Origin of the sequence: Arthrobacter sp. IK3, from assembly GCF_051337705.1 — a bacterium.
Classification (GTDB): Bacteria; Actinomycetota; Actinomycetes; order Actinomycetales; family Micrococcaceae; genus Arthrobacter_B; species Arthrobacter_B koreensis.
On sequence record NZ_JBPPSW010000010.1, the window covers coordinates 109,717 to 129,532 of the forward strand.

At 67.5% G+C, this 19,816-nt stretch carries 20 protein-coding genes; 5 read left to right on the top strand and 15 right to left on the bottom strand.

Translation table 11 applies throughout. From position 1 onward, the window contains the following. Nucleotides 1–556: 556 nt before the first annotated feature. The 11 genes from ACSLGO_RS14070 to ACSLGO_RS14120 form a co-directional block, all read right to left on the bottom strand. A complete protein-coding gene (locus ACSLGO_RS14070; RefSeq protein WP_436401326.1) occupies nt 557–1,003 on the bottom strand; it encodes a hypothetical protein in 447 nt (148 codons plus the stop codon). Next, nucleotides 994–1,575, bottom strand: a complete 582-nt coding sequence (locus ACSLGO_RS14075; protein ID WP_386916916.1) for a hypothetical protein — start codon at nt 1,573–1,575, stop codon at nt 994–996. The genes ACSLGO_RS14070 and ACSLGO_RS14075 overlap by 10 nt, the downstream gene beginning before the upstream one ends. Continuing rightward, nucleotides 1,526–2,518, bottom strand: coding sequence for a hypothetical protein (locus ACSLGO_RS14080; RefSeq protein ID WP_436401327.1), 993 nt, complete (start codon nt 2,516–2,518; stop codon nt 1,526–1,528). Before ACSLGO_RS14080 ends, ACSLGO_RS14075 begins: the two co-directional genes overlap by 50 nt. Next, nucleotides 2,515–3,015: a hypothetical protein gene (locus tag ACSLGO_RS14085; RefSeq protein WP_436401328.1), complete on the bottom strand. Its 501-nt coding sequence runs from the start codon at nt 3,013–3,015 to the stop codon at nt 2,515–2,517. Before ACSLGO_RS14085 ends, ACSLGO_RS14080 begins: the two co-directional genes overlap by 4 nt. 162 nt (nt 3,016–3,177) lie before the next feature. Then, nucleotides 3,178–3,789, bottom strand: coding sequence for a hypothetical protein (locus ACSLGO_RS14090; RefSeq protein WP_433123052.1), 612 nt, complete (start codon nt 3,787–3,789; stop codon nt 3,178–3,180). Nucleotides 3,790–3,834: 45 nt separating this feature from the next. After that, the gene (locus ACSLGO_RS14095; protein WP_436401329.1) at nt 3,835–4,812 is read right to left on the bottom strand and encodes a D-2-hydroxyacid dehydrogenase; all 978 of its coding nucleotides are present in this window, start codon (nt 4,810–4,812) and stop codon (nt 3,835–3,837) included. A gap of 73 nt (nt 4,813–4,885) precedes the next feature. Then, nucleotides 4,886–5,689 carry an ABC transporter ATP-binding protein gene (locus tag ACSLGO_RS14100; RefSeq protein WP_091607296.1) on the bottom strand — a complete coding sequence of 268 codons (804 nt, stop codon included), beginning with the start codon at nt 5,687–5,689 and terminating at the stop codon, nt 4,886–4,888. Beyond that, nucleotides 5,686–6,771: a FecCD family ABC transporter permease gene (locus ACSLGO_RS14105; RefSeq protein WP_436401330.1), complete on the bottom strand. Its 1,086-nt coding sequence runs from the start codon at nt 6,769–6,771 to the stop codon at nt 5,686–5,688. Before ACSLGO_RS14105 ends, ACSLGO_RS14100 begins: the two co-directional genes overlap by 4 nt. Beyond that, nucleotides 6,768–7,856, bottom strand: a complete 1,089-nt coding sequence (locus ACSLGO_RS14110) for a FecCD family ABC transporter permease (protein ID WP_377956059.1) — start codon at nt 7,854–7,856, stop codon at nt 6,768–6,770. Before ACSLGO_RS14110 ends, ACSLGO_RS14105 begins: the two co-directional genes overlap by 4 nt. Beyond that, on the bottom strand, nt 7,853–8,875 hold the full coding sequence (locus ACSLGO_RS14115) for an iron-siderophore ABC transporter substrate-binding protein (RefSeq protein WP_436401331.1): 1,023 nt from the start codon (nt 8,873–8,875) through the stop codon (nt 7,853–7,855). The genes ACSLGO_RS14110 and ACSLGO_RS14115 overlap by 4 nt, the downstream gene beginning before the upstream one ends. A gap of 185 nt (nt 8,876–9,060) precedes the next feature. Then, nucleotides 9,061–10,044, bottom strand: a complete 984-nt coding sequence (locus ACSLGO_RS14120) for a LacI family DNA-binding transcriptional regulator (RefSeq protein WP_436401332.1) — start codon at nt 10,042–10,044, stop codon at nt 9,061–9,063. A gap of 160 nt (nt 10,045–10,204) precedes the next feature. Here ACSLGO_RS14120 and ACSLGO_RS14125 point away from each other — a divergent pair, with 160 nt between their 5' ends. From ACSLGO_RS14125 to ACSLGO_RS14145, 5 genes are all read left to right on the top strand, one after another. After that, nucleotides 10,205–11,026, top strand: coding sequence for an ABC transporter permease (locus tag ACSLGO_RS14125; protein WP_263128391.1), 822 nt, complete (start codon nt 10,205–10,207; stop codon nt 11,024–11,026). Continuing rightward, complete coding sequence (locus ACSLGO_RS14130) at nt 11,023–11,817, top strand: ABC transporter permease (protein WP_263128390.1); 795 nt, start codon at nt 11,023–11,025, stop codon at nt 11,815–11,817. The genes ACSLGO_RS14125 and ACSLGO_RS14130 overlap by 4 nt, the downstream gene beginning before the upstream one ends. Next, a complete protein-coding gene (locus ACSLGO_RS14135) occupies nt 11,814–12,839 on the top strand; it encodes an ABC transporter ATP-binding protein (RefSeq protein WP_091607311.1) in 1,026 nt (341 codons plus the stop codon). Before ACSLGO_RS14130 ends, ACSLGO_RS14135 begins: the two co-directional genes overlap by 4 nt. Before the next feature lie 117 nt (nt 12,840–12,956). Further along, nucleotides 12,957–14,027, top strand: a complete 1,071-nt coding sequence (locus ACSLGO_RS14140) for an extracellular solute-binding protein (protein ID WP_436401333.1) — start codon at nt 12,957–12,959, stop codon at nt 14,025–14,027. A 115-nt stretch (nt 14,028–14,142) separates the two neighbouring features. Next, a complete protein-coding gene (locus ACSLGO_RS14145) occupies nt 14,143–15,288 on the top strand; it encodes an adenosine deaminase family protein (RefSeq protein WP_377956054.1) in 1,146 nt (381 codons plus the stop codon). A gap of 46 nt (nt 15,289–15,334) precedes the next feature. On the opposite strand, the gene ACSLGO_RS14150 is transcribed toward ACSLGO_RS14145, so the two are convergent. The 4 genes from ACSLGO_RS14150 to ACSLGO_RS14165 all read right to left on the bottom strand — a co-directional run bounded on the left by ACSLGO_RS14150 (nt 15,335) and on the right by ACSLGO_RS14165 (nt 19,718). Next, nucleotides 15,335–16,597, bottom strand: a complete 1,263-nt coding sequence (locus tag ACSLGO_RS14150) for an arginine deiminase (protein ID WP_436401334.1) — start codon at nt 16,595–16,597, stop codon at nt 15,335–15,337. A gap of 80 nt (nt 16,598–16,677) precedes the next feature. Beyond that, nucleotides 16,678–17,928, bottom strand: a complete 1,251-nt coding sequence (locus ACSLGO_RS14155) for an alpha-hydroxy acid oxidase (protein WP_436401335.1) — start codon at nt 17,926–17,928, stop codon at nt 16,678–16,680. 22 nt (nt 17,929–17,950) lie between these two features. Further along, a complete protein-coding gene (locus ACSLGO_RS14160; protein ID WP_325786862.1) occupies nt 17,951–18,943 on the bottom strand; it encodes an ABC transporter substrate-binding protein in 993 nt (330 codons plus the stop codon). Nucleotides 18,944–19,004: 61 nt separating this feature from the next. Beyond that, complete coding sequence (locus ACSLGO_RS14165) at nt 19,005–19,718, bottom strand: GntR family transcriptional regulator (RefSeq protein ID WP_436401336.1); 714 nt, start codon at nt 19,716–19,718, stop codon at nt 19,005–19,007. Between the last annotated feature and the right edge of the window lie 98 nt (nt 19,719–19,816).

Consider the following 19,816-nt stretch of genomic DNA (forward strand, 5'->3'; position numbering starts at 1 on the left):
AAGGGTGGGAACGCCTGCACGACCGAGCGGCGGACGGCCCGTTTTGTCCCGTTCGCCCCAGGTCCCGGGTGGACTCTGAACGGAGGTGCCTGCTCGGCTGAAGCACGCACGGCCGGGGCAGCGCGGAGATTCCCACCCGCCGTGAAAACTGCCTCCTCCTGAGGTCACACCTGCCTCACCAGTAACGAAGGACGGGAACGTCGGGACCCGCAAACCCAAACCGCCACAATCCCGGAGACAGCAAAAGCCAGCGAATCGACTTCGCTGGCTTTCACCCGCAATCTCCGCTGCACCCCCACAGGCAGCGGATGTTGCCTAACCGTCCGGGCGTAGCTTCACCGGACGCGTCCCAAGAATGCGGACGGGGTGCGCGGCTTACGGGACTCAGCCCCAAGCCAGGGCTGCAGGCGTGATCCCCCAATCACATAATGCCTGCGGCTTCACCGTTCGGTGAGCGCATTCCCCGTCCGTCATTCTCGGTTTCACTCATGTTTCACACATGTGTGAGACATGAGTGAAACCATAGCAGCGCACCGCAGGACGGTCAAAAACGGCTCTATTCGGTTTCGTCGAGGATCTTGGCGATGGCACGCAGCGCCTCGGGGTCCACCGGACCCAGGGCCCGGGCCGCGAAGTTGCGGACCTCGGCCCGGCGCAGGCTGCGGATCAGCTCGAGTTCGGCTTCCACCCGCTCGGGCAGCTTGCCGCCCTCCTGGAGCAGGTACTCGGGATCGACGTCGAACACTGCGGCAATGGCGCGGAGGGCTTCGTCCGGCACCACCTGTTCCTTGCCGGATTTCAGCAGCGACCACCGGGTCCGGGACAGGTAATAACCGGCCTTCTGCGCACCATCACGGATCGCCGGGTAGTCGTAGGGTTTGCCGGATTCGGACATGATCACGTCCAGGAGCAGGTTGATCTTCCGGGCGAGCGTTTCCGCGCGCCGCAGTCCCGCCGCCCGCTCGGGGGGAAGATCCAGATTCTCCACGTAGTTCAGCTCCATGTCATAGCTATGAGGAAACAGCAGAAAGTAGCCGTTCCCAGTGCGGCGCCCGAAAAAGCCTCCGGCCACGTGTGCTCACGAAGAGAGACCCTGCTGAACATCATCAACGGCGATAATATCAACAGCCATGCCCACGCTCCCCCGAATATCGCCATAATCCACAGCGCGCCGAAGGTTATAACGGACACATGGGCGGACACGTTGAGCCAGCGGCGGAAGAACACCAGGCCGGCGTTTCCCACGAAGAGCGCCGCCACGGTCAGCGGAACCGGGAATCCCAGCGGCAGCAGGAAACAGGCGACGGCGCCGGCGAACGTGAACCCGGCCAGCAGCTGGATCCGCAGCCGGTCTGGAAATCCCCGCCGCTGGAAAGGCCGCTTCGCCAGCTTGTAGAGCAGGCCCGGCACACCGATGATCGCCGCCAGGAGCACGCCGGCGCCGAGCAGGCCCAGCCCGGCCTCGAGCCCGGCCAGGAGTACCAGGACAGCCAGCACCAGGGCCGGCGGCAGGACCCGGGAGAGGCTAGCGGCCAGCGCCAGCCGGGCGCTGGACCGGTGAACCGTTGTGCTCAATGCGTGTGCCTATCTCGTCAATAATTGTGGTTTCCTGCGGGGAGAGCAGCGTGGGATCCAGGACCCGGACGTCGCCAATGAAGATGAACCAGCGGTACAGCTGGTCCTTGGACGGACGGTCTCCCAGGAAAATCTTCGCGGCTCCAATGGAGCTGCGTCCCTGCGGCGTCTGCACCAGCCGGGCAACGATGGGCCGCAGCGCCGCAATGTCCTGCGCGCGCTGGCCGCGGACCCGGAAGGTTGCCTTGATCCGTTCCGAGGAAGGAAGGATGAAGCCTACGGCGAAGCTCATAATCATCAAAGCCAGCAGCACCTGGTAGGCCACGGCCTGAGGTCCCCCGGAATCGGTGATGCCGTTCAGTTCCATGCCTATCTGGATCATTTTAAGGACTGCGGCCGCGACGCCGGTAAAGCAGCCCAGCCCCAGCACATCGAAGCCGATCCGGAACGCCCGGGATTCCCCGCGGCGGTTCCGGCGCATCATCTCAACGGCGGTGTACCCGCAGATCATGGCGAACCAGGCAAAGAACATGGCCTGGTACCAGGCAATGGTGGGGATGTTGCCGAAGGTATCCGTGAAACTCGCGGCGGACCCCCGGGTGTCGGACACCGCGAGCAGCACGATCTGCGCTGCCCCGAGGACAAGCCCGACGGCGAGCAGAACCTTCACCCGCCGGCCCCGCCCGGTGACCTGCAGCAGCAGGCGGCTCAGGTCCGTCATGCCGGCACCCACCAGCAGGTGGATCACCAGGTTCAGCACGTTCCGGCCACCCAGTGCCTGGTCAACAGCCAGGTACACCGGGTCGATGTTTAGGGTTCCCGCGATCGCTACAGCGCTTACGGCGGGAAGCACCCCCGCCTTCCACCCGTACCGCAGTCCGAGCAGCCGGATGGCCACCACGGCCCATAGCACGAGGACGGGCGCAACCTGCAGGTACGTCATATAAACGTCCGCTCAAAGTCGCTGGAACTGCCGCGGTCTCCCAGCAGCGAGAGGGATAGCAGGTAGGCCACGTGCTCCGCAGCGCGTTCGGTCTCGTTCCAGTCCAGGGACCGGGCCAGCATGGTCTTGATGCCCCGGCGGCTGCCGACGTGCGCGAAGACGGACGGGGTTGCGGTTTCCACTCCCCCGCAGCTCCGGTGCTGCAGCAGGATGTGGCCGAACTCGTGGCACGCTGCATGGGTGCGGTGAAGGCGGTTGTCCCCGGCGGGCAGCAGGATGATGGACTTCTTTTCCTTTTCGATCCACAGGCCGGTGACAGCGGGAATGATTCCGTGGTCTATATCGTGCAGTTCAATGGGTTTGCCGTGGGCTGTGGACACGGCGGCCAGCAGGTCCTCGAAGCTGACGTGCTCGGCCAGATTCAGCGCCTCCACTACGGCCCTGGAAGCCGCGCGTTCCCGTTCACTGCCCGCTGACTTGGTAAAACGCAGTGCCATGAATTCCCCGTCCTTGTCCCACACCTGCAGCCGTGCCCCGAATGACCGGCACGGACCCTGCGACTTTATCCCACATCAGGAGCCCGACGCCGATGCCCCGGTGTCGGCGAAGGTGTCGGAGAAGGTGTCGGAGAAGGTGTCGGGAAAGCGGCGGGGACAAGGTCAGGGCAGCAACAGGGCGGCTGCGAAGGCAACGCAGCCGGCCAGATGACCGGCGAGCACCTGGGTGGGAGTGTGGTCGCCGAGCTTGATCCGGGACCAGCCGGTTGCCGAGGCCAGCATCAGTACCAGCGCGGGCCCGAACACCGGGACGGGTGCCAGCAGGGCCAGGCCCACGTAGGCCGCGACGGCGGAATGGACCGAGAGTTTCCACGCCAGGTTTGCTGCCATGCAGATCATCAGCCCAATGAAGACGCCGCCAATCTCGCCGAAGAGGCCGGCGGGGGCATCCAGCAGGAGCAGGACCAGCGCTCCCACGCCCAGGGACACCGCCGACGCCGCGAGGATCGGGGCACGCTGCGAGCGCACCCCCACGTGGTGGTCGGTGACGGATCCGCGGCCCTTGAGCCAGAGAACGAGGCAGAACGGCAGGCCCACGGTAAAGACAGCCGCCGTGATGGCCTGCAGCCAGGTCACGTCCGGGCTGAGCAGCGGCTGCAGCAGCAGGAGGATTCCCACCAGCACGGCAGGGGCCGTGGTTTCGGTGACGATGCGCGCCAGCCGGGAGGACGCCTGCGCGGACTGGCCGGCTGCGGCCTGCTGGGTTTCTGGCATCCGTCGATTCTACGGGGGACGCGTTCCGGTTCGGCGGTGGCCGGGTTACCGTCCCGCGGGGGCGGCCACGAATCCCAGCTGCTTGTCCACGACGTTCTCCAGCGGCTCCCCCGCCAGGTACGCCCGCAGGTTCGCTTCGAACTGCGCAGCCATTGCCGGCAGGTGCGAGCGGGAGTCCCCGGACAGGTGCGGAGTGATGAGCACGTTCTCCAGCCCCCACAGCGGGCTGGACTGGGGCAGCGGCTCGGGGCTGGTGACGTCCAGCACCGCCCCGCGGATGCGCCCGTCCCGCAGCATTCCCTCCAGGGCGCACTGCACCACCAGCTCACCGCGGCCCATGTTCACCAGGACGGCGGAGGATTTCATGGCGGTCAGAACCTCGGCGTTGAGCATGCCGCGGGTGTCCTCGGTCAGCGGCGCGACGAGCACAACCCAGTCATAGTTCCCGGCCACAGCGGCGAAGTCCGCGCTGGCGTGCACGGCGCCAAAGTCCGCATCGCCGTCGCGCGCTGTGCGTCCCAGCCCGTCCGCTTCAATGCCGACGGCGCGCAGCAGGCGGGCGGTCGCCCGTCCAATGCTTCCGGTTCCGGCGACCAGCGCCCGGGTCCCGGCTAGGTTGGAGGTGCCGAAGTGCTGCCAGCGCCGCTCCGCCTGGTTCAGGCGCGCCTGCGGGAAGTTCTTGGCGAAGTACAGGATCCCGGCCAGGGCATATTCGGCCATGGCGGCGTCGAAAATGCCGCGGGCGTTCGTGACGGTGACGTTGGAGGCGGCGAGTTCGGGGAACAGGAGCCGGTCCACACCGGCGGCGGGCAGGTGCACCCAGTTCAGGGCATCGGCGCTCTCCCAGCCCTGCTGGAGCCCGTCCGCAAAGTAGTTCCACAGGTACACAATCTCCGTGCCAGGCAGTGCGGCGGCCATCTCATCGGCGTCGGCGGCCAGCCGCACGTCGGCGAGCTGCCGCAGAGTGTCGAGTCCCGTGACTTCGCGGTTGCCGGTAAGGATGGTCAGCACTGGTTTAGCCATGCGCTCAGGCTAGGCGATTGGCGCCGTCCGTCCTGCATCCGTTACGGCGGTGCCGCTTCCCGGTGAGACCGGTTCAGGCAAGGACGTGGTGCCGGCCCAGCGGCAGGACCAGCGGCTTTCCGGAGGCCGGGTCGGTGATGACCCGGTTTTCCAGCCCGTAGACCGCGCGCACTGTGTCTTCGGTGAGTACTTCGGCGGGCGTGCCGGCGGCGAGGATTTTCCCATCCGCCATGGCCACCAGGTGGTCCGCGTAGCGGCCGGCCAGGTTGAGGTCGTGGAGCACCATGACAATCGTGGTGCCGCGGCTGCGGTTCAGGTCGGTGAGCAGGTCCAGGACTTCCACCTGGTGGCTGACGTCCAGGAACGTGGTGGGTTCATCGAGCAGCAGCAGGTCCGTCTGCTGGGCCAGGGCCATGGCGATCCAGACGCGCTGGCGCTGTCCGCCGGAGAGCTCGTCCACGGAGCGTTCGGCCAGCCCCGCCGTTTCGGTGGCGTCCAGCGCGGCGGCGACGGCGGCGTCGTCGTCCGCGTTCCACCGGGCCAGCAGCCGCTGGTGCGGGTGCCGTCCGCGGCCCACCAGGTCCGCAACCGTGATGCCTTCCGGCGCCACCGGGGACTGCGGCAGCAGGCCCAGCGTGCGGGCCAGCGCCTTGGGCGGCATGCGGTGCACCTCTTTGCCGTCCAGCAGCACATGCCCCTTTTTCGGGGCGAGCAGCCGGGACATGGAGCGCAGCAGCGTGGACTTGCCGCAGGCGTTGGCGCCGATGACAGCGGTGACCTGCCCGGGCGGCACCAGCAGGTCCAGGGACTCGATGACCGTGCGGTCTCCGTAGCCGAGGGTGAGGCCTTCGACGGCGAGGGTGTGGGCAGCGGTCACAGTGAGGCTCCTGCGCGGTTGACGCGGACAATGAGGTAAACGAGGTAGGGGGCGCCGAGCACGCCGGTCACCACTCCCACCGGGAAGCGCGAGCCGAAGGCGTACTGGCCGCAGAAGTCGGCCACGAGCACCAGTAGCGCTCCCACCAGGGCGGCGGGGACCAGCAGCGACGGGCCGGGGCCCACCAGCCGGGCGGCGATCGGCCCGGCGAGGAAGGCGACGAACGCGATGGGTCCGGTGGCCGCCGTCGCGAAGGAAATCAGCAGCACCGCGGCAACAATGATGACCAGCCGGGTGCGGCCCACGCGCACGCCCAGGGCGGAGGCGGTGTCATCGCCCAGCCGGGTGGCGCCGAGGTTGCGGGCCTGGCTGAGCAGCACCGGACCGCAGATGAGCAGCGCGGCGAGGACGGGCAGGGCCTGGTTCCAGGAGGCGCCGTTGAGGCTGCCGGTGAGCCAGCGCATGGCTTCCTGCAGTTCCCAGTCGGGCGCCTGGTTCAGGATGTACGCGGTGACGGATTCGAGCATCGCGGCGATGCCGATGCCCACCAGGATCAGCCGGGTATCCGCCACGCCCGCTTTATAGGAGAGGGCATAGACCACCAGCGCGACAGCAAGCCCGGCGGTGATCGCGAACAGTGAAACCGAGGCGCCGCCCAGGCCCAGCCCCACAATCGCGAAGGCCGCACCCGCTCCGGCGCCGGAGCTGATGCCAATGATGTCCGGGCTGGCCAGCGGGTTGCGCAGCATGGTCTGGAACGCGACGCCGGCCAGGCCGAAGCTGGCCCCGGCAAGCACGGCCATTGCCGCGCGGGGCAGGCGCAGGCGGCCGACGGCGAAGGAGGCACCGGGCACGTCCTCGCCGAACACGACCCGCAGCACGTCTCCGAGCGGATAGAAGGTACGCCCGGCCATCACGCTGAGCGCGAAGACCGCCAGGATCAGGAGGGCCAGGACAGTGACGACGGTGCGCAGGCGGACGCCGCGGTTACGGCGTCCGCGCACGACGGCGGCGATGGTCGTCCTGCTGCCTGTTTCCAGATCCGGGGCCACGTCCGCGGCTGGAGAGGAGGGAACGTTCACAGGGCTCGGACTTTCTGCCGGCGGACAATCCAGATGAAGAAGGGGGCGCCGATCAGCGCGGTGATGATGCCGACGTCGATCTCCGCCGGGCGGGCGATCACCCGGCCCAGCACATCCGCGGCCGTGACGAGCGCGGCTCCGGCGACGGCGGAGAAGGGCAGCAGCCAGCGGTGGTCCACCCCGGTGAGCAGCCGGCAGGCATGCGGCACCATGAGGCCAACGAAGGCAATCGGTCCGGTGACGGCGGTGGACGCGCCGCAGAGCAGCACGGCTCCCAGGGCGGCGGTGCCGCGGGCCAGCGCCACACGTTCGCCCAGGCCGGCGGCCAGTTCGTCACCGAGGGCCAGGGAGTTCAGCGACCGGGCCGTGACCAGGCAGACCAGGAATCCGACGGCGAGGAAGGGCAGCACCTGCCCGATTGCGTCGAAGGAACCGCCGCCCACGCCGCCAATCTGCCAGGACCGCACTCCCCCGGCGAGGTCATTCCGCGGGAGCACCACGGCGGAGATGAAGGAGGCCAGGGCCGCGGAGATCGCGGTGCCGGCCAGGGCGAGTTTCAGCGGGGTGGCGCCGCCGCGGCCCAGCGAGCCCACGGCGTAGACAAACAGCGCGGTGATGCCGGCGCCGAGGATCGCGGCCCAGACGAAGCTGTTGGCCGCGGTCAGGCCGAAGAATGCCATGCCCACCACCACGGCGAGGGATGCGCCCATGTTCACGCCCAGGATGCCCGGGTCCGCCAGCGGGTTGCGGGTGACGCCCTGCATCACCGCTCCGGCCACGCCCAGCGCAGCGCCGGCCAGCACGGCCAGCAGCGTGCGCGGAATCCGCTTGGCTACGGCGGCTTCGCTGAAGCCGTCCGCCGAGCCGCCCAGTGCGGCAAGAATGTCCGCCCACTCGACGTCGCGCGCCCCCACCGTCACGGAGGCAAGCATCAGCAGCCCCAGGATTACGACGGCGGTTGCGAGCCAGAGGGCGCGCAGCCGCCCCGGGCGCCGCGCCGCAGGCCCTGAGGTGAGGGACTCCGGGGAGTCCTTTCCGGGTGCGGGTGCAGCGGCCGGGGCGGCTGGGCGGGACGGGGGCGTCACTTGGCGGCGTCTGCGGCTTCTGCGAGCACCGTCAGGTAATCGTCCAGGACCCAGCTGATGGCCAGCGGGGTGGGGTTGGCTGCGGTGCCCAGCGGGTTGTCGCCGGGCAGGGTGACAATCGCGCCGTTGGCGACGGCGGGGATCTGGGAGAGCAGCGGATCCGACTCGAGGGCGGTGATCAGTTCCTCGCCGCCGTAGGTGACGATGATGTCCACGTCGGCGAAGGCGTCGGCCTGCTCGGCGCTCTGGGTGAGGGAGAACTTCTCGGTTTCGGCGGAGGCCTTGGCGATGCTGTCCCCCACGCTCATGCCCAGGTCTTCGAAGAAGAGGGTGCGCGGGTCATGCGTGGTGTAGAAGCTGACTTCGCTGAGGTCCGTGGTGTCCACGTGGGTCATGAACATGGCTGACTTGCCGGCCAGGGACGGGAACTTGGCGGCGGCGTCGGTCATTTCCTGTTCCAGGTCAGCTACCAGCTGCTCGCCTTCCTCGGCCAGGCCCAGGGCGGTGGAGTTGTACTCGATCATTTCGCGCCAGGAGGTGCCCCAGGCGGTTTCCGGGTAGGCAACCACGGGGGCGATTTCGCTCAGGGTGTCGTAGTCCTCCTGGGTCAGGCCGGAGTAGGCGGCCAGGATGACGTCCGGCTGGGTGTCGGCGACGGCTTCGAAGTCGATGCCGTCGTTCTCGTCGAAGAGCACCGGTGTTTCGCCGCCGAGTTCCTCGAGCTTTTCCTCGACCCACGGGAGGATGCCGTCGCCGTCGTCGTCGCCGAAGTTCGCGGCGGCCATGCCCACGGGCACAATGCCCAGGGCCAGCGGCACTTCCTGGTTGGCCCAGTTGACGGTGGCGACGCGCTCGGGCTTTTCATCAATCACGGTGGTGCCGAGGGCGTGTTCGATGGTGACGGTTTCCCAGTCGCCTTCGGGTGCGGCCTGGCTTTCCGCCGGAGTGGAGGCGCAGGCGGCGAGGGATGCGGTGAGCAGGGCGGCGGCTGAGAGCGCAGCGAGTTTGGAGGAGCGCAAGAGTCGTTTCCTTTGATGCAGGTGCGGGCCGGTCCCGGTTGGGCCGGCGGAAGCCTTCCTGCGACGCTCCGGATACGTGCTTAGGGCAGGCTAACCAAGGTAACCCTAAGCGACGTTTGTGGCTGGTGGGAAATTTGGTGACAGAAAGATGTCCTAATTAGCTGCTGGATGGATTTACCCTGCCGCTAGGACCAGTGCACCGGCACCGCGAGCCGGCGCTGTTCCGGGCCTGCCTGCGCGGACACCGGGAGGCCGCGCACCTCCAGGGCACGCAGTTCCAGCCTCCGCAGCAGCAGCTCAACCGCCTGCCGCCCCACCTGGGTCCCATCCACGTCCACCGAGGGCACACCGGAGGAACCCAGTGCACGGGCGATTCGGGCGTCCCCGCTCACCACGAGGTCCTGCGGCACCCTGATGCCGCGCAGCTGCAGGGCATACATGAGTCCCAGGGCGATCGGTGCGGCATAGACCAGGACGGCGGTGGCGCGGGCGGCCAGCACGTCCTCGGCCAGGCGGATGCCGCTCTCGGCCAGCGGGGGCAGCGGGCCAAGGAGCGTCAGCTCAGCCTTGCCTGCCAGGGCATCCTGCACCGCCTGGGCGCGCATGCTGTCCAGCCAGGAACCATCCGGTCCGCCCACGTATACAATCCGGGCGTGTCCCCGGGCCGCGAACTCCGCGGCGAGTTCGCCGAAAGCAGCCGGGGTGTCCGCCAGCACCGAGGGGATACCGGAAAGTTCGCGCTCGATCAGCACGGTCGGCGCCAGGGACTCGGCATGGCGGACCACCTCGGGGCTGGCCTGTGACGCGTTGAGGATCAGTCCGTCCACTTGGCTGGCCAGGCGTTCCAGGCCGGCGTTGCCCGCTGGCGAGACCAGGTTGCTGACGGCGATGGTCAGGTGGTTGCCGGATTCCTCGGCAGCTGCCTGGGCGCCTTCGATGATCGGGGCGAAGAACGTGTTCTGCAGGCTGGGCACCACCAGCGCCAGCAGCCCGGTGCGGCCGCGGGCCAGGGCCCGGGCAATCCGGCTCGGCTGGAAGCCAAGGGAGTCCGCGGCGGCACGGACCCGCTCAATGGTGTCCCTGGCTACCAGTTCCGGCCGGGCGAGGGCACGGGAAGCGGTCGCCTTCGACACGCCGGCCAGCACGGCGACGTCGTCCAGTGTTGCCATCAGTTCCCCCCTCTTCTAGGCCGCAATCATAGCCGTGACGTGGGAACACGACAGCTTGTGAAGTCCGGTAACAATGCTGAAACACGATCCTACTAGGCTAGGGTGCAATCGGTTCCACAACCGGTTTCATCACTCCATTCGAATTCGGGGATATCGCCTTATGCTGCGCAGACCCAAGCTCCTGCTTGCACCGGGGGCCATAGTTCTGGTGCTGGGATTCGCCATCCCCGCACTGGTAATGCTCTTCAGTCCGCCCGGCACCGGCCCGGGTGAAGTCTTCGCCCGTCTCTGGCAGATGCTTGGCGACCCCTACGACCTGGCCATCATTGGACGCACGCTGTTCTTCGGTCTCACGGTTACGGCGCTCTGCATTCTCCTTGGCTTCCCCATCGCGTTCCTGCTGGCCCGGTCCACCTCCCGCTTCGCCGGGGTCTGGCTGGCCCTGGCCATCTTCCCGCTGCTGCTGAGCAACGTGGTGCGCACGTTCGGCTGGCTGGTGATCCTGGGCAGCAACGGTGCCGTTGGCCAGCTCATCGTCTGGCTGGGCCTCAGCGAGCGCGGACCGCAGCTGCTCTACACGCCGCTGGCGGTCATCCTGGGCATGCTGCAGCTGTTCCTGCCGCTGGCGATCATCACCTGCTATTCGGCAATCGCGCAGGTGGACAAGAACCTCGACGACGCCGCCCGCGGCCTGGGCGCGTCCCGCACCCGCACGCTGTGGAGCGTGGTGGTGCCGCTGTCCCTGCCCGGCGTCGTCGTGTCCGCCACGCTGGTCTTTGCCGGCGCGGCCACCGCCTACACCACCCCGTACCTGCTTGGCGGCACCGGACAGCGGGTGCTTTCCACCCAGCTGTTCACCTATTCCTCCGTGACCGTGAACTGGGAAGCGGCCTCGGCCACGGCCCTGATCATGACCGTGCTGGTCTTTGCGGTCTCCGGCCTGTCCTCCGCCCTCGGATCACGTAAGGGGAGGGTCGAATGAGAACCCGTCCAGTTCTGCTCAGCCTCGCGGTGGTCGGCTACCTCGTGATGATCGTGCCGATCGTGTTCGTAGTCCTGACCTCCTTTACCGCCGGACGCTCCCTGGCCTTTCCGCCGTCGGGCTTCTCCCTGCAGTGGTTCGAAAAGGCGCTCTCCTACGCCCCGTTCATGGACTCGCTTGTCTCTTCGCTGCTGCTGGCCGTGGTTGCCACCGTGCTGGCCCTGCTGCTTGGCGTGCCGGCGGCCCTGGCCATTGCCCGCAGCCGGTTCGCGGCGAAGGGCGCGGTCCAGACGTTCTTCGCCTCCCCGCTGATCGTGCCGGAGCTGGTGATCGGGCTGGCGCTGTACCAGCAGCTGGTGATCGCGCTGCGTGCGGACACCTTCTGGGTTCTGCTGCTGGGCCACGTGGTGATCCTCATGCCGTACACCGTCCGGGTCACCGGTTCCACCCTGGTGCTCAGCGACCTCAGCATCGAAGACGCGGCCCGCGGGCTGGGAGCGACGCCGCTGCACACCTTCCGGACCGTGACGCTGCCGCTGATGCGTCCGGGCCTGATCTCCGCGGCGCTGCTGAGCTTCATCACCTCGTTCAACAACGTGCCGCTGTCCCTGCTGCTGCAGAGCCGGGACTTCAGTACCTTCCCCATCACCATGCTGGATTACGTCCAGCAGTCCTACGACCCCATGATCGCCGCCATGTCCACGCTGATCATGGCTGGAACAGTCGTCATCGCCATTCTTGCCGAGCGGACCGTGGGCTTCGCCAAAATCTTCGGAGGTATCAACTCGTGAGCACGCCCGCAGCAGAATTCGTGAACGTGAGCCAGAACTACGGCTCCTCCCTGGCCGTGGACTCCATCAACCTCCAGATCGAGGAAGGCAAGCTCACCACCCTCCTGGGTCCCAGCGGCTGCGGCAAGACCACCAGTCTGCGGATGCTCGCCGGGTACCTGCAGCCCACCGCGGGACAGATCATCATCGGCGGCTCCGATGCCACGCGGCTGCCGCCGGAGAAGCGGAACCTGGGCATGGTCTTCCAGTCCTACGCCCTCTTCCCGCACCTGAGCATCGCGGACAACGTGGGCTACGGGCTGAAGCTGCGCAAGGTCCCGGCCGCCGAGCGGAAGGCCCGCATCGCCGAGTGCCTGGACATGGTGGGGCTGGGGCACCTGGCCAGCCGTAAGCCCAAGGCGCTCTCCGGCGGGCAGCAGCAGCGCGTGGCGCTGGCCCGGGCCATCGCCATCCGCCCGCGGCTGCTGCTGCTCGATGAGCCGCTCTCCAACCTCGATGCCCGGCTGCGCGTGCAGATGCGCGCCGAAATCCGCCGCATCCAGGCCGAAACCGGCCTGACCGTAGTGCTGGTGACGCATGACCAGGACGAAGCGCTGGAAATGTCCGACTCCATGGTGGTGATGCGCGCCGGCAAAATCGAGCAGACGGGTTCCCCGTCCGAGGTCTTCACCGCGCCGGCCAGCCGGTTCGTCGCCGACTTCCTGGGCTACGAGAACTTCCTGGAGCTGCCCGGCCGCGGCCTGGTGACCATCCGCCCGGAGCACCTGCACCTCGCCTCCGCGGACTCGGTGCACGACGCCGGCGGGCTGGATGTTCCTGCTGTGGTCACCTCGGTGGCCTACCGCGGAACGGACGAGATCCTCACCGTGGACGCTGCCGGAACGGTGCTGAAGGTCTCCGTGCACCGCAACTCGCAGACTGCGGCGCTTCCCGCGCTTCGCCCCGGAGACCCGGTGCGGGTCACCGCCTCCGGCGGGGACATCGTGGCACTGCCCGCCGACGTCGTTCCTTCCGCCGCCTAGACCGGACGGGAGCCGCCGGATTGTCCCCCCAACCGGCGCCTTCCGTCCTCCCCCATCCCGTATTGCCCTGAACCTACGCGGCACAGCTGTGCCGGGTACCACCGAAAGGAAATCCCCATGTCCCTCCCCCGCAACCGTGCAGCGAAATTCTCCGTTGCCGCCGTCGCCGCCGCACTGCTCCTGTCCGGCTGCGGCTCGGATTCATCCTCCGACGCCGAGTCCAAGACACTGGTGCTCAGCGCGTTCCCGTTCGGCGCGGAAGCGTTCGAGGAAGCCGTGGTGAAGCCTTTCGAGGAAAAGACCGGCATCACCGTTGAAATCGAGACGGGATCCAACGCGGACCGCCTCTCCTCGCTGGAACTGGCCGGCGGCGACTCCGGTGTGGACGTCATGCTGATGTCCGACTTCTATGCCGCCATGGGCGAAGAGAAGGACCTGTTCCAGGACGTGAACGCGGAGAAGGTGCCCAATCTGGAGAACATCGCGGACTTTGCCGTCTCCGATGACTTCTCCGGTCCGTCCTACAGCTACCAGCTCAACGGCGTGCTGTACCGCACCGGAGACGTCTCCGCTGAGGAAGCCGCCAGCTGGGACCTCTACGGGAACGCCGACTACGCCGGACGGGTGGCCTTCCCGGACATTTCCACCACCGGCGGCCAGCTTTCCGTGACCGGTGTGGCGGACACCTACGGGCAGGACCCGTATGACATCGACGCTGCCCTGGAAGCGATCGGCGGCTGGTCCCCGAACATCCTGAAGTTCGTCTCCTCCTCCACCGAGATCACCAACCTGCTGGTGCAGGGCGAGATTGTTGCCTCCCCCACGCTGAACGGTTTCGCCACGGACCTGATCGAAAACGGCGAGCCGGTGGCCTGGACCGCCACGGATGAAGGCCGCTACATGGCCACCAACCGGGTGCTGATCCCCTCCGGCGCCAAGAACGTGGACGCCGCGCATGAGTTCATCGACTACCTGCTCTCCACCGAAGCGCAGACCGCTTCGGCCGAGCTGGTGGGCGATCTGCCAGTGAACCCGGAGGCCACCGTTCCGGATTCGCTGACGGCCGTGGTGGGCGACATCGCCGAGGATCCGATCGCCGCAGGTTTCTCCACCCTGGACTTCCCCACCATCGTGGCCAACTACGACACCTGGGTTGACCGCTTTGCCCGGGAAGCTTCGTCCAAGTAATTTCCGCGGGTTCCGGTCCCGGCTTTCCGCGCCGGAACCGGAACCCGTCCGTTTTTCCCGCATTGCCGCCTTTTCCTATTTCCCGCATTCTCCGCAGCACTGAAAGCCAGGACGCATGACCACCGAGACCTCTTCCGAGACAACAGCAGCCACCGAGTCCACAGCCCTGCACGAGTTCGCTGCCCGCATTCCGAAAACGGACCTGCACTGCCACCTCATCGGCACCGTGCGTGCTTCCACGTTCGCCGATCTGGCTGCCAAGGCCGGATTGGTGCTGCCGGAGGATCCGGAGATGATCTTCGCGAACATCTCCTCGGTGATGCGGGACTTCACGCCGTATGAGAATGCCCGGATTCCGATTGTGGAGGACTACTCACTGGACCCCTCGGGCGACCGGTATTCGCTCTTCCAGGCCTCTGAGTGGGTCATGCAGGCCCTGACCGAGGCGGAAGACCTGACCCGCATCACCTACGAAGCGTTCGAAGCGGCGCACCGCACCAGCAACACCCGGCACCTGGAACTGTTCATCGATGACGTTCCCCCCGCCCTGAAGGAACTGGGATACGCCGGCTGCATCGAGGCCTACGCGGAGGGCATCCGGCAGGCCGAACGGGACTTCGGCATGAGCGGCCGGCTGATTGTCGGCATCGACCGCAGCAAGGACGGCGCCTACGCCGTGCGCCGGGTCCAGCAGATCCTGAACGCCCCGCATGAGTACGTGGTGGGCATCGGCCTGGACAACCTTGAAACGGCCGGGCCGCCGGAGCGGTTCGAGGCCGCCTACCAGCTCGCCGGCCGGGGCGGGCTGAAGCGCACCGCGCATTCCTCCGAGCACGCTCCGGTGGCTGTCAACACCATCACCTGCCTGGACGTGCTGGGCTGCGACCGGATTGATCACGGCTACTTTGTGATGGAGGACGACGCCGTCATCGCCCGGATGCGCGAGGAGCAGGTCCCGTTCACGGGCATCTTCACCACCTCCCGGCGGTCCTGGCGGCCGTGGCGCCGCGCCTCGATCAAGGCCATGGTGGACGCCGGCCTGAACGTCATCCTTGCCTCGGACGATCCGGGCATGTTCCCCACCACTCTGGCCAACGAATACCGGATCGCCGTGGACGACCTGGGCTTGGACCGGGCCTGGCTGCGGAAGTCCGCGCTGGCCGGCGTGGATGCCTGCTGGCTGCCGGAGCCGGAGAAGGCCGCGCTGAAGGCATCGATGACGGCGGAAATTGACGCGCTGGAGCGGGAGCTGTTCGGCTAACGTTCCTGCGGAGCGTTTCCGGCGGCGGTGCGGCCGCGTGCCCGGGTCAGTCCAGCCCGTCCCGGATGATCGGGCAGGTCATGCAGTGCCCGCCGCCGCGGCCGCGGCCCAGCTCCGCTCCCACAATGGGAATCACCTCAACGCCGGCGTTCCGCAGCGCCGCGTTGGTCTGGGTGTTGCGGTCATAGGTGAACACCACGCCGGGCTCCAGCGCAACGGCGTTATTTGCGCTGTCCCACTGCTGGCGTTCGGTGGCATGGTAGTCCCCGGCGGTCTCCACCAGCCGCAGCTTCCTGTAGCCCATCGCCTCCGCCACCACGTCCACGAAGCGACGGTCCCGCTCATCCCGAACTTCAAGACCGGGGGCCTTGTCCGACGGGTGGATGGTGAACGCGTGGATGCCGTCCACGATCGCCGGATGGATGGTAGCCAGGTCCCGGTCCGCGAAGGTGAACACGGTGTCCAGATGCATTGCGGCACGCAGCTTCGGCATCCCCGCCACCACGATCCGCTCCGCGGCCCCGTCCGCGAACAGTGCCTGCGCCAGCTGGGTGATGGCCTGCCGGGAGGTCCGCTCCCCCATGCCCAGCAGCACGGTGCCGCTGCCCACGGGCATCACGTCGCCGCCTTCCAGGGTGGCCTGGCTCCAGTCCTGTTCGGCGTCGCCCCACCAGATCTTCGATCCGGCGTAGTCGCGGTGGAACCGGTAGATGGACTGCATCAGCAGGGTTTCGTCGTGCCGGGCCGGCCAGTACAGCGGGTTCAGGGTCAGTCCCGAGCCGATCCAGCAGGTGGTGTCCCGGGTGTAGAGGGTGTTGGGCAGCGGAGGCAGCAGGTACTCGGGCCGCCCCTGGGACTCCCGGATCAGCCCGACGTAACCGCTGCGGTAATCCACCGGAAGGTCCGACGGCGTCAGGCCGCCAATGAGGTAGCGCGCGAGTTCCGCTCCTGAAAGCGAATCCAGGAAGGCGCGGACGCCGACAACCAGCCCCAGGCCCACGCGGTTGGGGATGATCTTGCGGTCCAGCAGCCAGGCCCTCGCATCGGGCAGGTCCATGGTCTGGCCCAGCAGGTCATGCAGTTCCACCACCTCGACCCCGCGGCTGGTCATCTTGACCACAAAGTCAGCGTGGTCGCGCTTCGCGTTGTCCACCCACAGGACGTCGTCAAACAGCAGGTCTTCCCGGTTGGTAGGAGTCAGGCGTTCGTGCGCCAGGCCCGGCGCGCAGACCAGGACCTTGCGCAGCTTGCCCACTTCGGAGTGGACGCCGTAGGACGCGGCCGCGCCTGCGGCGGTTTCGGAGGGCATGCTGAATCTCCTTGGTGCTTAGTAAGTAGACTTACGAACATCCTCGCAGAAGGAACCGCGGTCTCCGAATCGGAGGGTGCCTACCGGGCGCCGGCACCCCGCATGGCCGCGTTGGGAACGCCGGCAGGGTTCCGCAGATGCTCCGGTCCCAGCTCGGCCACACTCGTAGCGCCGATCAGCTGCATCACCAGGGTCATCTCCGTCCGCAGGATTTCCAGCGCCCGGTCCACGCCCTGCCGTCCGCCGGCCATCAGCCCGTACAGGTACGCCCGGCCGATCAAGGTGAAGTCCGCACCGGCGGCCAGCGCCGCCACGATGTCCCCGCCGGACATGATCCCGGAGTCCAGGATCAACTGCGCTTCCGGCCCGACGGCGGCACGGATCTCCGGCAGCACCTTCAGTGGAACCGGGGCGCGGTCCAGCTGCCGGCCGCCGTGGTTGGAGACCACGAGGGCGTCCGCACCGCGGGCCAGGACGTCGACGGCGTCGGACGCGGACTGGATGCCCTTCACGATCAGTTTCCCGGACCAGTTCTCCCGCAGCCAGGCCAGGTCCTCCAGGTTCAGCGATGGATCGAACATGGTGTTGACCTGCTCAGCCACCGACGTCCGCTCCCCCTCGAAGTTCGCGAAGCCCAGCGGCTTGGTGGTCAGGAAGTTGAACCACCACTCCGGCCGGTAGGACGCATCGAGGATGGTCTTCGCGGTGAGGGTGGGCGGTAGCGTCATGCCGTTGCGGGTGTCGCGGTACCGCGCGCCGGAGACCGGGGTGTCCACGGTGACGACCAGCGCCCCGAACCCGGCAGCTTCCGCCCGGCGGATCAGTTCCAGGGACCGGGGACGGTCCTTCCAGAGGTAGAGCTGGAACCAGCGGTCGGCGTCGGGCGCTTCCGCGGCGACCTCCTCGATGGACACCGTGCCCATGGTGGAGAGGGAGAACGGAATCCCGAACGACGCCGCGGCCTGCGCTCCGGCCACCTCACCTTCGGCGTGCATCAGCCGTGTCAGGCCGGTGGGTGCGATGCCCACCGGCAGGGCGGCGTGCGCTCCGGCGATCGTGGTGCGCAGGTCCACGGCCGCGACGTCGCGCAGCACGTGCGGGTTGAATTCGACGGCGTCGAACGCCTCCCGGTTCCGGCGCAGCGAGTGTTCGGCGAAGGAACCGCCGTCCACGTACTCGAACGCTGCCGTCGGGACCCGCCGTCGGGCGATGTTCCGCAGGTCCGCGATGGTGTTGGCCTTGGCCAGGCGGGCTCGCCGCCGGTCGGGGTCGAAGGCCTTGAACTGGACGAGTTCGCGGAGTTCGGAGTACTGGGGGATTCGGCGCTTCATGGCTGCTTTCGAAAGGGTGGGATTAGTCAATAACGGTGTCGGCGGCGTCGAGCATGTCCTGCGGAAGGGTGATGCCCATGCGTGCCGCAGCGGACTTGTTGAGCACCAGCAGGGATTCGGTCTGCTTTTCCACGGGCATGCCGGCCGGGTCCTCGCCTTCGAGGATCTTGATGGCCATCAGCGCGGTCTGGTAGCCGAGCTGTTCGTAGTCCAGGCCGTAGGTGGCGACGCCGCCAGCCTCCACGGACGCGGCATCGCCGACGACGAGGGGAATCTGCTTCGTTTCCGCGGCTTCCACCACGCTGTCGATGGCAGCGACCACGTGCGAGTCCGTCGGGACGTAGAGCGCGTCCACGTCCAGGGACTGGGCGGCCTGCTGCACCTCGGAGGTCGCGGAGATGGCGGCCTCCTTCAGTTCCATGCCGAGTTCTTCGGCGGCTTCCCGGGCCAGATCCACCTGGACGCGGGAGTTCACTTCGCCGGAGGAGTAGACGACGCCGATGGTCTTGGCATCCGGGGCGAGTTCCTTGATCAGCGCCATCTGGTCCTCCACCGGGCCGAGGTTGCTGGTTCCGGTGATGTTGGCTCCGGGGGCGTCCCATGAGTCGACGATCCCGGCTTCCACCGGCTCGGTGACGGCGGAGAAGACCACGGGAATGTTGCCTACGGCCTGCGCCACGCTCTGGGCTGCCGGGGTGGCGATGGCGAAGACCAGGTCAAGGTCCGACGACGCGAATCCGGCGGCGATCTGGGTGGCGGTGGCCTGGTCGCCCTGGGCGTTCTGGTAGTCGTACTCCACGCCCTCGCCCTCGGGGTAGCCGTTTTCGCTCATGCCCTTAATGAAGCCTTCGCGGGTGTCATCGAGGGCTTCGATGTCCATGAGCTGGGAGATGCCGATCTTCACCGGGCTGTCTCCCCCGCCGTCGCCGGTTCCTGCGTCCGAGCCGCAGGAGGTGAGAAAGATTCCGGTGGTGAGCAGGGTGGCGGTACCGAGGGTGCTGAGTGAACGCTTCATTGCGCTGCCTTTCGGGTGGACGGGGTGCTGGTGTGGGCTAGGGGTTTCGGGTGGTTCGGGGCTAGAGCGGTCCGGCGTTGTAGAAGGTGCGGATCATGGCTGCGTTGGCTTCAAGCAGATGGTCATGCATGAGCTGCTGCGCTGCTTCGGCGTTGCCGGTGGCGACGGCGTCGAAGATCGCTTCGTGGGCGGTGCGCTCCTCTGTGGAGGAGAAGTGGTCGTGGGCCATGGGCATCAGGTGGTAGAAGCGCATGACCTCGTCGGTGAGGCTGCGGTCCATGGCTGCGGCGCGGGTGTTGCGGGAGGCATGGGCGCAGGTGACGTGGAAGTCGCGGGCGGCGGAGAGCCGTTCTTCGAGGGTGTTGCCGTCCCGGAACTGGTCTTCGATCCGGGCACGGAGTTCGGTGACGAGTTCGGCTGTGACGTTGCGGGCCGCTGCGGCCACCAGCGGCGGCTCGAGGATGAGCCGCAGGTCCATGACTTCGCGGACGTCGTGGAAACTGAGGCTGCGCACCATGTAGCCCTTGCGCGGCAGCACGCTGACCAGGCCTTCGACGGTGAGCATCTGCAGTGCTTCGCGGACAGGCGTCTTGGAGACGCCGTATTCGCGGGCGAGATCGGGCTCCGTGAAGATCTGTCCCGGGCGCAGTTCGGCGCGGATGATCTGCCGCCGGATCATGCTGCGGATCCGTTCGGGCTGGGACTGAGCGGCTGCTTCTTTCGCGGCCGGCGCGCTGCCCGCTGGCAGCGGGTGGACGTTGTCGGCGGGCGTCATGATGTGACCTGCATGACAAAGATGCTACAGATATATCTCAGAGATACAAGAGAGCCGGGGACTGTGACGTGCCGTGAAAAAGCCGGGCCGCCCCTTCG

Coding starts and splice junctions, on each gene's coding strand:
- ACSLGO_RS14145 (WP_377956054.1), top strand. CDS start 14,143: ATGACCACCGAGACCTCTTCCGAGACAACAGCAGCCACCGAGTCCACA.
- ACSLGO_RS14160 (WP_325786862.1), bottom strand. CDS start 18,943: ATGAAGCGTTCACTCAGCACCCTCGGTACCGCCACCCTGCTCACCACC.
- ACSLGO_RS14140 (WP_436401333.1), top strand. CDS start 12,957: ATGTCCCTCCCCCGCAACCGTGCAGCGAAATTCTCCGTTGCCGCCGTC.
- ACSLGO_RS14130 (WP_263128390.1), top strand. CDS start 11,023: ATGAGAACCCGTCCAGTTCTGCTCAGCCTCGCGGTGGTCGGCTACCTC.
- ACSLGO_RS14150 (WP_436401334.1), bottom strand. CDS start 16,597: ATGCCCTCCGAAACCGCCGCAGGCGCGGCCGCGTCCTACGGCGTCCAC.
- ACSLGO_RS14085 (WP_436401328.1), bottom strand. CDS start 3,015: ATGGCACTGCGTTTTACCAAGTCAGCGGGCAGTGAACGGGAACGCGCG.
- ACSLGO_RS14155 (WP_436401335.1), bottom strand. CDS start 17,928: ATGAAGCGCCGAATCCCCCAGTACTCCGAACTCCGCGAACTCGTCCAG.
- ACSLGO_RS14165 (WP_436401336.1), bottom strand. CDS start 19,718: ATGACGCCCGCCGACAACGTCCACCCGCTGCCAGCGGGCAGCGCGCCG.
- ACSLGO_RS14095 (WP_436401329.1), bottom strand. CDS start 4,812: ATGGCTAAACCAGTGCTGACCATCCTTACCGGCAACCGCGAAGTCACG.
- ACSLGO_RS14125 (WP_263128391.1), top strand. CDS start 10,205: ATGCTGCGCAGACCCAAGCTCCTGCTTGCACCGGGGGCCATAGTTCTG.
- ACSLGO_RS14080 (WP_436401327.1), bottom strand. CDS start 2,518: ATGACGTACCTGCAGGTTGCGCCCGTCCTCGTGCTATGGGCCGTGGTG.
- ACSLGO_RS14120 (WP_436401332.1), bottom strand. CDS start 10,044: ATGGCAACACTGGACGACGTCGCCGTGCTGGCCGGCGTGTCGAAGGCG.
- ACSLGO_RS14070 (WP_436401326.1), bottom strand. CDS start 1,003: ATGGAGCTGAACTACGTGGAGAATCTGGATCTTCCCCCCGAGCGGGCG.
- ACSLGO_RS14090 (WP_433123052.1), bottom strand. CDS start 3,789: ATGCCAGAAACCCAGCAGGCCGCAGCCGGCCAGTCCGCGCAGGCGTCC.